Origin of the sequence: Streptomyces sp. NPDC029526, assembly GCF_040637405.1 — a bacterium.
Lineage (GTDB): Bacteria > Actinomycetota > Actinomycetes > Streptomycetales > Streptomycetaceae > Streptomyces.
In genome coordinates this window covers 1,134,624-1,146,893 of record NZ_JBEZWE010000001.1, presented here as the reverse complement: position 1 = coordinate 1,146,893, position 12,270 = coordinate 1,134,624, and the positions used below count along the sequence as shown (strand labels likewise).

Below are 12,270 nucleotides of genomic sequence, written 5' to 3'. Positions count from 1 at the left end.
ATCTTGGAATCTGAGCAAGCGCTTAGCCATGCGGTGTCCCCGTCGGGGAATCCGCGGCGAGCAACCCCGTACGCGAGAGCGGCGCCGGCAGGGCGCGAGGAAGGGCGGTGGGCGTTCGTGCGCCGTACGCTGTTCAACGAGGACCACGAGGCGTTCCGGGAGACCATCCGCGCCTTCATCGAGGCCGAGGTCGTCCCGGTCTACGACGACTGGTTCGCGGCCGGCCAGGCCCCCCGCGACTTCTACTACCAGCTCGGCGAGCTCGGCGTCTTCGGCATCAGCGTGCCGGAGGAGTACGGCGGCGCGGGCATGGACACCCACAAGTTCGAGGCCGTCCTCTACGAGGAGACCGCCCGCGCGGGCGTCCAGTTCGGCGGCTCCGGCGTGCACGTCCTGCTGGCCCTGCCCTACATCAAGATGCTCGCCACCGACGAGCAGAAGAAGCGCTACCTCCCGAAGTTCGTCACCGGTGAGGAGATGTGGGCCATCGCGATGACGGAGCCGGGCACCGGCTCCGACCTCGCGGGCATGAAGACCACCGCCAAGCTCTCCGAGGACGGCTCCCACTACGTCCTCAACGGCGCCAAGACCTTCATCACCGGCGGTGTCCACGCCGACAAGGTCATCGTCTGCGCCCGCACCGCCGCGCCGACCGCCGAGGACCGCCGCCATGGCATCTCCCTGTTCGCCGTGGACACCAAGTCCGAGGGCTACTCGGTGGGCCGCAAGCTGGACAAGCTGGGCCTGCGCACCTCCGACACGGCCGAGCTGGCCTTCGTCGACGTCAAGGTCCCCGTCGAGGACCTGCTCGGCGAGGAGAACAAGGGCTTCTACTACCTCGGCCACAACCTGGCCTCCGAGCGCTGGGGCATCGCCTTCGGCGCCTACGCCCAGGCCAAGGCCGCCGTCCGGTTCGCCAAGCAGTACGTGCAGGAGCGCACCGTCTTCGGCAAGCCGGTCGCCCACTTCCAGAACACCAAGTTCGAGCTGGCCGCCTGCCAGGCCGAGGTGGACGCCGCCGAGGCCGTCGCCGACCGCGCGACCGAGGCCCTGGACGCCGGTGAGCTGACCCCCGCCGAGGCCGCCTCCGCGAAGCTGTTCTGCACCGAGGTCGCCCACCGCGTCATCGACCGCTGCCTCCAGCTGCACGGCGGCTACGGGTACATGAACGAGTACCCGATCGCCCGCCTGTACGCGGACAACCGCGTCAACCGCATCTACGGCGGCACCAGCGAGATCATGAAGTCGATCATCGCAAAGGACATGGGCCTGTAGCACTCGTCGGGCCCCTCCCGGCCCCCGCACGTACGGGTAACGACCGAACCCCATGAGTCAGGCACTCCGACAGCTCCTCGATCTGCTCGACCTCGAGCAGATCGAGGAGAACATCTTCCGCGGCCACTCCCGCTCCGCCGTCGTCCCCCGGGTCTTCGGCGGGCAGGTCGCCGCGCAGGCCCTGGTCGCCGCCGGGCGCACCGTCCCGGCGGACCGGCCCGCCCACTCCCTGCACGCGTACTTCCTGCGCCCCGGGGACCCGGACGCGCCGATCGTCTACGACGTGGACCGCATCCGCGACGGCCGCTCCTTCACCACCCGCCGGGTGGTCGCCGTGCAGCACGGCAAGCCGATCTTCCACCTCTCGGCGTCGTTCCAGGCGTACGAGGAGGGCCTGGACCACCAGGCGCCCATGCCGCCGTCCAGCGACCCGGCCACGCTGCCCACCGCCGAGGAGCGGATGCGCGCGTACGGCCACCTCGACCCGCGGGTCGTCGAGCGGTCGCTCCAGGCCCACGCGGCCGTCGACCTGCGCTACGTCGACGAGCCGCCCTACGGCCGCTTCGGCGAGCCGCGCGAGGCGCACTCCCAGGTCTGGTTCCGCACCAACGGCAAGCTGGACAGCGAGGCCGACGACCCGCTGCTGCACGTGGTGCTCGCCACCTACGTCTCCGACATGACGCTGCTGGACTCGGTGCTCCTCGCCCACGGGCGGGGCGGCTGGGCCGTCGGTGACGTCGTCGGCGCGTCCCTGGACCACGCCATGTGGTTCCACCGCCCCTTCCGGGCCGACGAGTGGCTCCTGTACGACCAGCAGTCCCCGTCGGCGCACGGCGGACGCGGCCTGGGCCAGGGCCGCATCTACACCCAGGACGGCCGGCTGGCGGTGTCGGTCATCCAGGAGGGCGTGGTCCGGATTCCCCGGGACGTCTCCTGAGCGCCTGGGGCAGAGGCGCGTTCCGCACGGAGACTCCGGTGCCGGGCGCAGCGGTTCGCGCACCGAGCCCGGAAGGCTCGCGCACCGCCGCCGCGTCGGCGCCGTCCTGCGCGACGTCCCGGGCGCACAGCCGACGCGGATCAGACGGGAACGCGGGACCGGGGACGCATCATCGGAGGCGTCAGTCGCGTAGCGGGCCCCGCACGGTAGAGCGCCGCGGGCCGGCCTCCCTGCGCGGTGCTCCGACGCCCGGTGGGAGTGAGGAAGCCGTCGGCCTCCGTCACCTTGCGGTGGAAGTTCGGGGGGTCGAGCCGGACGCCCCAGACCGCCTCGTACACCCCGCGCAGCTCGCTGACCGTGAACTCGGGGCCGCAGAAGCCGGTGGCCACGGTGGTGAACTGGAGGGCGCTGCGGGCCCGTTCGACGGCATCGCGCAGGATCCGGCCGTGGTCGAAGGCCAGGGACCCGCCGTCGGTGAGGAACGGGTCGACCGTGCGCAGGGTGGCGTCCCGCGCGTCGGAGCCCGCGGTGGGTGCGGGGAGGCGGGGGGCGATCGCCAGGAAGGCGCAGGTGACGACGCGACGGTCCCTGGGGTCGCGATCGGGGGCGGAGTAGACGCCGAGCTGTTCCAGGTGGAGGGCGTCCGCGTCGAGCCGTGTCTCTTCGCGGAGCTCCCTGGCCGCGGTTTCCTCGATGGTCTCGTCCCCGCGCATGAAGCCGCCGGGCAGGGCGAGACGGCCGCGGAAGGGCTCCGTCCCCCGTTCGACGAGCAGTACGTGCAGCGCGCTGTGACGGATGGTCAGGATGACCAGGTCGGCCGTTACATGCAGCAACAAGCGTTCACGATACACGTGCGTCATTCAGCGGAGAGTACTTAATTGTTCGATTGACAGGAACACCCGGGGGCATAAAGTCTTTGTGACAAGAAGGGTGCGGGGAGACCGCCCCGGCGCACGGCCGGGCGGCACAGGGGTGCCCTTCACACAGGGGGTCGCGTGCTGCTCTCCATCGACATAGGTGCCTCGCTGACGAAGGCCGCCGTCCTGCCCGGCCCGGGGGAGGACGCCGTCGCCATCAGGGAACAGGGTCGCGCGGAGTGGCCGACCGGGCTGCTGCTGCACCCGGACGGCAGCCTGACCACGGGACAGCAGGCGGAGAACGTCCGCAAGGCGCCCCGGTTCGCCGGCCGTTACGTGACCGGCCTCAAACAGCAGGTGAACGCGACCGGTGGCACGGAGCCGGTGCACCGGGAGCTGCTGTTCCCCTCGGGCGACTCCCTGCCCCTGGTGCGCGGTTTCGCCGCCGCGATCAGCCATGTGCTCGACGCGGTGCGTGAACCGTACGGAACACCCCGCCACCTGATCCTCAGTCACCCGGTGATGTGGTCCGAGCAACAGCGCGCCGTGCTGGCGGATGCCGCCCCGATGGCGGGCTGCCGGTCGTTCTCCCTGGTCGGTGAGGCGGCCGCGGTGGGCATGTTCGCGGCCCTGCGGCAGCCGGAGAGCCTCGGCGACCGCACCTTCGCCGTGTTCGACCTCGGAGCCTCCACGTTCGACTTCGCCCTGTTGCGTGCCGTCCCGGGGGACGTGCCCGAAGTGCTGTACTCGGCCGGACGGCACGTGGGCGGCGACGACTTCGACGTCCGGGCACTGCACGTCGTGCGCGACCGCGCGGACGACGAGACCCGGCGGGCACTCGACCGGTTCGCGCTGGAGAACCCCGAACTGCTCAAGTCGGAGGCCGAACTCCTCAAACTGCGGCTCTGCGAACACGAGACGGCGACCTTCACCCTCACCGACGACGCGTCGCAGGTGGTGATCGACCGGGAGGACTTCGAGGACGCCGTCGACGACCTCGTCCTCGGCTGCATCTCCACGGCGCGCACCGCGATCGACTCCTTCCCCGGGGATCCGCCCCACGCCCTGGTGCTCAGCGGGGGCGCCGCACGGAGCCGTGTGGTGCGCGACCGGGTCGCCGGTCTCGTCCGCGCGTTGTCCCGCACCCGGGGGAGCCGCGGTGACCGGCCCGACGAGGTGCGACTGATCGACCTCACCGGCGTCGAGGGGAGCGCGGTCGCGTGCGGTGCCCACTCCGGTACGCGCAGCGAGGACCGGCCGCCGCAGCCGGCCAGACCCTTCACTGTCCACCCCGCCGCCATCGTGCTGGACGACCCCGGCAGCGAGCTGGCGGCGTTACCCGGCGGCGTGCTGGAGCGCCGACCGGACCAGCGGGTGCGCGTCCACCGCAGCGGGTGGGACGGCCGGGGCGGGGGCGGTCCTCGCGACCCGGAGGACCGCCCGGCCGTGACGCGGGTCGCCGCCGATGTGACCACCGGCCGAGTCGTGCTGGCCCACCCCTCGCCCTCGTTCACCTGCACCACGACGAGCGCGTCCGGCGGGCTGCGGCTCGGCAACGTCCTCGGCTCACTGGCGGCGCTGCCGACACGTCCGGAGGGGACCGTGACGGCCCTGGCCCGTCGGGGACCGCTGTTCGCCTGGTCCCAGACCGGCCGTCGCGGCAGCACCCTCGTCGACGACGGGGCGCGCGGCTGGCTCCCGCTGCCCCTGCGCGAGCCGGTGCGGGAGCTGGCCTTCTCCGGCGAGCACACGCTGCTGGCCCGTGTCGCCGGACGGATCGTGCACCTCGACACCCGCACCGGCCGCGTGACCGGCGAGACGCCGCTGCCCGACGACGTTGCCTTCGTCGTCGGCCCCTCGGGGCTGTGCTGCGCCGTGTCCCCGGGGGACATCGTGGGCTGGTCCGTCACCGCCGGGGGACTGGAGCGGCTCTGGCGACGCACCCTGCGGACGGCGGGCGCCGTGGCCGTGATCGGTGAGGGGGACGCCTGCCTGGTCGTCGCGTACGACGCGGAGGTGCGGGTGTACCGCGCGTTGGACGGCCGGTGCGGACGCCAGGTCGCACTCCGGGACGCATGGCACCTGCCTCCCCCCGTCGCCCTGCTGCCCGGCGCCGACCCCGGTGTCGTCCACGCCCGCCGCCGGACGCCCGGCGGGACCGTGGTCGACCGGCTCCACCTCGCCCGGGAGCGGACGTGAGCGGCGTGCCCGACGCCCGCGGTGTCGTGGCCGGCTTCTGCGCGGACCTGTTGCGCGATCCCCGTCACCGGGACGACCCGGTGCTGCGGGACGTCCTCGCCCAGTGCGGTCAGCCCCTGCGCGTCCTGCTCGTCGGTGACGTCTCGGCGGGCAAGTCCACCCTGCTGAACGCCCTCCTCGCAGGTCACCACGCGCAGACCGACCATCGGGAGACGACCTCTGCGGTCACGTGGTTCCACGGCCCCGGCCTGCAGGCCGCGCCCCTGCCCGATCCCTCACACCGCGGAATCGCGGCCGACTTCCCGCTGGCCGGACGACTCATGATCGCCGACGCGCCGGGGCTGAACACGCACTCGGGGAACGCGAGGCACACCCGGCGCATGCTCCCGGGAGGGGACCTGGCCGGTGCGGCGGCCGCCTACGTGTTCCTCCTGCTGCGCGGCCGGGCCGACGGCGAGGCCGAGGCGCTGGCCGATCTGACGGCGATGACCGCCGGTCCCTATGACCTCACCGGCAACGTCGTCGCGGTGGCGGGCAAGGCCGACGAGGTGGCCTCGGACTTCGCCGAGATCGAGGAGCGCATACCCCGCGAAACCCGGCTGCCGATCCGGGCCGTCGCCGTCCATCAGAAGATGGCTGTGGCGGCTCGCGTCGCGGACGTGGGAACCCCGCTCGTGTCGGCCCTGGAGGCGATCCGGGCGAAGCCCGAGATCCTGACCCGTACGGTGCTGCACTGGCACCACCTCACACACCACCTGTCCCAGGGCCACGTGCAGGCGCTCGTCACCGCGCTGGGATCACCTTCCTGGCTGCCGGGGCTGCTCAGCCGGACGGCTCGGTCGGCCACCGCCGCCGACGTCCTGCGCGTGGTGGAGGACATGTCACGCCTGCCGGTGCTGGAGTCGGTGCTGGCGGACATCGCCGAGGACGGGGACCTGTTCACGGCCACCGCCGCTGTACTGCGGCTGCGGCGCTGGGCAGCGCGTCCGGCGTCCCACGACGGCGCAGCCGTCCAGGAACGGCTGCGGGCGCTCCACGGCACGGCCGCTTTCGACGGGTGGCGCAGACGGGCCGCCGCGCGCCTGGTCCGACACGGTGAGGTGGGTGCCGATCTCCCTCGGGACGACCGTGACGCGGCCTGTGAACTGTTGCGCTCCGGCAGGTGTCCCGACCCGCCCGCGCTCGCCACCCGCTGGTCCGCCTACGCCGTACACCCGTTGCGGTCGACCCGGAGCCGCGACGTGGCCGAACTGATCGTCGGACTGGCCCGTCGGGCGGACGCACCGCCCCGGCTGAAGGGAACCGCACGATGACCCCACGCACACCCCGCGACCCCGGACCGGCCCGTCGGCCGGGTCGTTCACCCGGACGGGTATGGACACCCCTGCCGGCGGGCCGGATCGCCGAGGGACTGCGGCGGATCGCGGACCGGCTGGAGCGTGCCGCCGCCCACCCCGCCCTGCATGCGGAACGGCGGCACCAGGCGCCGGACGCCGGTCCACCGGCTGCCGCCGGGAACCCCGTAGCCCCGCCCGCCCGTCCCCGGGCGGAAGCGCCCGCGCGCCCGCCCGGGCACGCCCCCGCCCGGAATCCGCGGCCTGCGACGCCGGACACGCACACCGCCCCGACACCCGCCGTACCGCCCGCGACGCGGGACTGCGTCGCCGTGGCCCGGGACGTCCTCGCGGTCGCCGACCGGCTGCGCAACGAGGAGCTCGCCCGCCGCCTCTTCGACGCGGTGGGCCGGCTTCCCGGCCTGCGGACGGTCCGCCCGTCACCCGGCGACCCCTTCGAGCCGGCCGAGCACCACTGGGACGAGACCCGGTCCACGGACGACCCCGCCCGGGAGGACACGGTCGCGGCCCTGCTGGCCCCCGGCTTCCTCGGCCCGCAGGACGAACTCATCCGCACCGCGAGGGTCGCCGTGTACGCGACCGGGAAGAGTGAGGACACGCCATGAACCAGCACCACGACGACGACACGGACACGCACGGCCAGGACGGCCCTCGCAGCGGGGCCGGGACGCCGGAGCAGGAGATGAACGCCATCGCCGAGGAACTGCTCACCCTCGCCGACGCACAGGGGATACCGCGGAGCGTAACCGCTCCCCTGAGGTCCTTGGCGGGCCGATGGCAGGAACCCTTCGCCCGGGTGGCGGTGCTGGGCGAGGTGTCCACCGGGAAGTCCACACTGATCAACTCCCTGCTGGAGCACGACCTGCTGCCCTCGGCGGTGCAGTCCCTCTCCTCGGTCCCGGTGGAGATGTCCTACGGGCCCGAACTGACCGGCACGGCCACCGTGTTCGACACCATCCGCGACGCCTTCGTCGAACGTGACCTCGACGGGGAGCAGGAGATCATCGACTACCTGACCACCTCGGGAGAACGCACCGTCACCGATCGCCACGGCCGGGGCGCGCAGGTCTTGCGTGCCTTTCTCCAGGTGCCGGCCAAGCTGCTGGCCGGCGGCTTACGCCTGGTGGACACCCCGGGCGTGGGCGGAGCGAACCCGGCACACCGCAGGCTGGCTCTGGCGGCGCTGTCCGACGCGGACGCGGTGCTCTTCGTGGCGCGGTCGGGTGAACCGCTCAGTGCCACCGAGCAGGACTTCCTGGCCCGGGCGGCGCAGCGCGTGGACCGCTGCCTCGTGGTTCAGACGCAGAGCGACCTCGCCTGGGACGCCGACCGCAGGCTGCGGGACGACCTCGCACGACTGCGCGCTCCGAGCACCTGGGCCGGGGTCACCGAGGACGAGGCCGCGGCCGAGCGGCTCGCCCGGCTGATGAGCGGGGTCGAGGGGCTTTCCGTGTCCGCGCGGCTCGCCCTCGACGCACAGCGGGCTCCGGCCGGGCCGCAGCGGGACGAGGACCTGGAGCTGAGCGGGCTGCCCGAGCTGACGGAGTGGCTGCGGATCCGTGTGGCGGAGGAGGTGGACCGGATCCACCGCCGGGCGATGGTGGATCTGACGGAGTCGACCACCGCGGCCGTGCGACGCCGGACCGAGGAGACGCGCCAGGTCATGCGCGGCGACGAGGAGGCACAGCGCGCCATCGAGGAACGCGAGCGACGGATCGCCGACTGGGAACGGACCGACGGCGACTCCTGGCGCGAGCACCTCAACGCTGCTCTCGCGTCCCTCGCCCTGGACCTTCCCCAGCAGGCGAAGGAGGACGTCGCGGCGCTGCGCGCCCACTACCGGGACCAGTTCGACGGCATGAAGCGGGCGGAGCGCAAGGAAGCGGCGAAGACGCTGCCCCAGCAGCCCCAGGCGGTACTGGACGAGATGCTGAGGACGGTGCAGGAACGCCTGCGGGAGGCGGTGCGCGGCATCGCCGAGCGGGACGACAAGGGCCTGGTCGCCGGACACCTGGAGCGGCTCGGAGGGTCGGCGAAGGTATCCGTGCGGATCCCCGGCCGGCCGAGGATGAGCGACGCCGCCTGGGAGCAGATGCTCAACGCCTTCATCGTGGCCAGGGCGGCGATCGGCCGGTCCCGCCGCCAGCGGCAGGACGAGGAGCCGGCCGGTGCACCGGACTCCGCGACGAGCCCGTCCCACGACCTCGCTCGGTCCACCGGCGCCACCGGGCCGCACCCGTCCGACGCCCGGTCGACGGCCATGGCGGTGTTCACCTCGCTGGCCCTGGGCACGGTCAAGGAACTCTTCGCGCGCCGGTCCGCGGAACGCGAGCAGCTGGTCACCCTCTTCGACAGGGTCGCCAAGGCGATCACCGAGGAAGCCGTCGCCGTGGCGTTGAAGGAGGCGAAGGCGGGCTGCGAGGCCGTCACGACGGTGATCGACGACCTGCTGGCCGAGCAGCGGGACGTGATCGAACGGGATCAGCAGGACCTTCGGCTGGCGCTGGAGGTGAGCCCCGAGGAGCGCGCCGAGCGGATCGCAGCCACCCGGCTGTGTCTGCGGCGGCTGGACGAACTGGCCGGCCGGACGGCCGCGGTCGGCCGGGAGTGGGATCTGTGACCGGGACCCCGGGCGTCATGGACGACAAGGAGCGCAGGGCCGCCCTGCGGGAGGTACTGCTTCTGGAGTACGAGGCGCTCAAGTCGGAGCAGAAGGCGCGGATCGTGGCCCGTGACCACCTCATGTACGCCACACTCGCCGGGCTGGTGTCCGTCCTGGCCGTCGTCCTCACGGCCGGCGCGCCGCCGGGGACGTTGCTCCTCCTGCCCCCCGTCTGTCTCGTGCTGGGATGGACCTACCTGGCCAACGACCTGAAGATCTCAGCGGCCGGACGCTACCTGAGGCGCGAACTCGCGCCGCGGATAGCCGAGTTGGCCGGTAGTCCGCCGGATGCGGTCCTGCGCTGGGAGAGGGCGCACCGAACGGAGCCGGGCAGGACCTCGACGAAGATCCTCCAGCTCTCCGTGGACCTGCTCATGTTCGTCGTCCCCGCCGCCGCGGCGGTCGCACTGCACTGGCCGGCGAGGGCTTCGGGGCGGGGCTTCCTCATCGTCTCCCTGGCAGAACTGTCCGCCGTCGCCGTCCTGGCCGTCCGCATCGTGCTGGCGGCCGACCTCACGTCCGAGAGGAGAACGCCGTGACGCACCGACGCGTCGGCGTCATCGTGCCCCTGCGCGAGGAGTTCGGCTACGTCAGCGAGGTCCTCGACCTCCTGGGCGACTTCCGCGAGCAGGGCCGGGTCTACCACACCTTCATCGTCCCCGGGACCGATGTGCACGGGCTGCTGACCGTCCTGCACGACATGGGGCAGCCGAGCGCCGCACTGGCCGCGCAGGACCTGATCCGCGTCTTCCACGTCCCGCTGGTGGCCGTGATCGGGACGGGGGCGGCACTGTCACCGGAGGTCGCGCTGGGGGACGTCGTGGTGGCATCGGAGATCGACTCCTACCTGCACCGGGCGAAAGCGGTCGAGGACACGGACCGCCCGGCGGGGACGACCTTGGCTCTCGCCGGGACGAGCTGGAAGCCGTCCGCGCCGCTGCTCGACCACGTCCGCAACTTCCCGCTGCGCAAGGCCAGCCGGGACATCGTCACGGACTGGTCGCTGGCAGCGCTGGCGCACTGTCCGCTCACCCGTGACCTCCGGCCCGCCCAGGGACCCGAACTGCGGGTCGCCCCCGTGGCCACGGGCGAGGTGGTGGTCGGCTCGGAGGAGTTCAAGGCCGTGATCCGGAACAAGAACCGCACGCTGGCCGCCGTGGAGATGGAGGCGGGCGGTGCCGCGCTGTCCGCCTACCAGTCCGACACCGCCGACGTTCTCGTCATTCGCGGCATCTCCGATCACGCGGCGAAGGACAAGACGGTGACGGACCGGGCCCTCGACGTCCACGGCAGACCCAACGCCTGGCGCCGCTACGCGGTCACCAACGCGTCGCGGCTCCTGGTGGAACTGCTCGCCGCCCCCGACTTCCCGTGGCGCGCGGTCCCCCCGACCGGTGCCGCCGCAGCCCCGGCCGGACCGGACCACCCCGGTGTGGTCATCTCCGGGGCCGCCGGTCCCGGATCGCCGTCGGGGACGAACGGGGGAACGCCCATCGAACATACGGTGGCCAGGCGGTCCGTCGGGCGGACGACGGCCGCGGCCGTGGGAGGCGCTGCCACGGCACTGGCCGCCGAGCACCTGATCCACCGACGCAGGGACATGGAGGAGGCCGTCGAGGCCGCCGGGCGCTCCCGAGACCCCGACGCCGAGAGCCGGGACACCGGAGCCAACCCGACGGAAGGGCATGACGGGCACGACGGGGCCCACGTGGATCCCCACCTCTGATCCGCAACCGGCGCCGGCCGTCCGCAGCGCCGCCCGCCCCGGTCGCCGCCCGCCCCGGTGGTCGCCCGGGGCCGGTCGGGCCGCGGCCGGTTCCCGGGGCGGACCCGCTGGTGTCGCGGCCCTCGCACCCGGCACGGCCGGCCCGTCAGCTCCCGCTCTTCAGCCCCGCCTCCGACAGCAGGTACGCCGTCATCGGGTCGTAGTGGCGGGGGCTGACCACGTGGTCGTCGAGGGGGACCGTCACCTGCACGGTGCCCTCCGCCTCCGCCAGGAACAGCGCCGGGTCGTTGCAGTCGGCGTAGCCGACGGAGTCCACGCCGTACTGTCCCGCCGCGCCCGCCCAGCCGTGGTCGGCGACGACCAGGTCGGGCAGCGGGCGGCCCGCACGCTCCAGCGCCGTCAGGATGGCCTTCATCGGTTCCCCGGAGTGCGTGTGCCACAGGGTGGCGCCGTGCTCCAGCATCGCCACGTCGGCGAACTGCATCACGTACCCCTCCTCCGTGGTCAGCCCGTCCGGGATCACCACGATCTCGCAGCCGGCCGCCCGCAGCGCGTCGGCGGTCGCCCGGTGCACGTCGAGCAGCCCGCCGGGGTGGCCGGTGGCCAGCAGCACCCGCTGCCCGCCGTCCGCCGCCTTGCGCAGCCGGGCCGCCATCCGCTCCAGCCCGGCCACCGTCAGCTCCGGGTCGATGGTGTCCTGCCCGTACCGGTACTCCGGGTCGTCGTTGACGCCGACCCGCTCCGCCATCACCGCGAGCACGTCCTGCTCGTCGCTCCAGCGGTCGCCGAGCTCCAGCCCGAGCCAGTAGTGGCGGTCACCGTTCGCCAGCTTGCGGTAGTGGGAGAGGTTGTTCTCGCGGGGGGTGGCGACATCGCCCGCGATGCGGGTGGCGGTGAGGTGGCCGAGCAGTTCGGCGCGGCTGGGGGTCCCGGGTATCGGCATGCCCCCCATTGTGGAGCAGCCGCCGGTGGGCGTCTCGGCCGTATCGCGCGCTGGGATGTGCGTCACCGGTTCTCCTTCGAGGATGCCCCGGCCTTCAGGCCGGGGAGGAATCGAAGCTCCCGCGTAGCGGGGCACGGAATAGAGCAATCGCCGTCAGGGCGATGGGTCGTCTCCATCCAGCGGGCCGAGCGCGACCTCAAGCAGGTGGATAATCTCGGAGTTGAGGGACCGCCGGTCGGCGCGGGCCTCCTCGACAAGGCGTGCATGCAGTTCCGTTGGCAGGCGGAGAGAGATCCGCTTCTCGTCTTCCACGCTA

General features: G+C 72.9%; 11 protein-coding genes. 8 read left to right on the top strand and 3 right to left on the bottom strand.

Going from position 1 to position 12,270, the window contains the following annotated elements; all coding sequences use genetic code 11:
• The first annotated feature begins 117 nt into the window (after nucleotides 1-117).
• Both AB0F01_RS05150 and AB0F01_RS05145 read left to right on the top strand, forming a co-directional pair.
• A complete protein-coding gene (locus AB0F01_RS05150) occupies nucleotides 118-1,275 on the top strand; it encodes an acyl-CoA dehydrogenase family protein (protein ID WP_362090021.1) in 1,158 nt (385 codons plus the stop codon).
• Nucleotides 1,276-1,327: 52 nt separating this feature from the next.
• Nucleotides 1,328-2,212: an acyl-CoA thioesterase II gene (locus AB0F01_RS05145; RefSeq protein WP_362090019.1), complete on the top strand. Its 885-nt coding sequence runs from the start codon at nucleotides 1,328-1,330 to the stop codon at nucleotides 2,210-2,212.
• Between the two features lie 140 nt (nucleotides 2,213-2,352).
• On the opposite strand, the gene AB0F01_RS05140 is transcribed toward AB0F01_RS05145, so the two are convergent.
• Entirely contained in the window at nucleotides 2,353-3,072 is a 720-nt protein-coding gene (locus AB0F01_RS05140; RefSeq protein ID WP_362090017.1) for an NUDIX domain-containing protein, read from the bottom strand.
• Between the two features lie 135 nt (nucleotides 3,073-3,207).
• Here AB0F01_RS05140 and AB0F01_RS05135 point away from each other — a divergent pair, with 135 nt between their 5' ends.
• From AB0F01_RS05135 to AB0F01_RS05110, 6 genes are all read left to right on the top strand, one after another.
• Entirely contained in the window at nucleotides 3,208-5,268 is a 2,061-nt protein-coding gene (locus AB0F01_RS05135; protein ID WP_362090016.1) for an Hsp70 family protein, read from the top strand.
• Nucleotides 5,265-6,581: a GTPase gene (locus tag AB0F01_RS05130; protein WP_362090014.1), complete on the top strand. Its 1,317-nt coding sequence runs from the start codon at nucleotides 5,265-5,267 to the stop codon at nucleotides 6,579-6,581. Before AB0F01_RS05135 ends, AB0F01_RS05130 begins: the two co-directional genes overlap by 4 nt.
• 353 nt (nucleotides 6,582-6,934) lie before the next feature.
• The gene (locus AB0F01_RS05125; RefSeq protein ID WP_362090012.1) at nucleotides 6,935-7,228 is read left to right on the top strand and encodes a hypothetical protein; all 294 of its coding nucleotides are present in this window, start codon (nucleotides 6,935-6,937) and stop codon (nucleotides 7,226-7,228) included.
• Entirely contained in the window at nucleotides 7,225-9,243 is a 2,019-nt protein-coding gene (locus AB0F01_RS05120; protein WP_362090010.1) for a dynamin family protein, read from the top strand. The genes AB0F01_RS05125 and AB0F01_RS05120 overlap by 4 nt, the downstream gene beginning before the upstream one ends.
• Nucleotides 9,240-9,824 carry a hypothetical protein gene (locus tag AB0F01_RS05115; protein WP_362090008.1) on the top strand — a complete coding sequence of 195 codons (585 nt, stop codon included), beginning with the start codon at nucleotides 9,240-9,242 and terminating at the stop codon, nucleotides 9,822-9,824. The genes AB0F01_RS05120 and AB0F01_RS05115 overlap by 4 nt, the downstream gene beginning before the upstream one ends.
• The gene (locus AB0F01_RS05110; RefSeq protein ID WP_362090007.1) at nucleotides 9,821-11,011 is read left to right on the top strand and encodes a hypothetical protein; all 1,191 of its coding nucleotides are present in this window, start codon (nucleotides 9,821-9,823) and stop codon (nucleotides 11,009-11,011) included. The genes AB0F01_RS05115 and AB0F01_RS05110 overlap by 4 nt, the downstream gene beginning before the upstream one ends.
• A gap of 145 nt (nucleotides 11,012-11,156) precedes the next feature.
• On the opposite strand, the gene AB0F01_RS05105 is transcribed toward AB0F01_RS05110, so the two are convergent.
• Nucleotides 11,157-11,954, bottom strand: a complete 798-nt coding sequence (locus tag AB0F01_RS05105) for a phosphatase (RefSeq protein ID WP_362090006.1) — start codon at nucleotides 11,952-11,954, stop codon at nucleotides 11,157-11,159.
• Between the two features lie 153 nt (nucleotides 11,955-12,107).
• Nucleotides 12,108-12,266 carry an Arc family DNA-binding protein gene (locus tag AB0F01_RS05100; RefSeq protein WP_362090004.1) on the bottom strand — a complete coding sequence of 53 codons (159 nt, stop codon included), beginning with the start codon at nucleotides 12,264-12,266 and terminating at the stop codon, nucleotides 12,108-12,110.
• Nucleotides 12,267-12,270 lie beyond the last annotated feature (4 nt).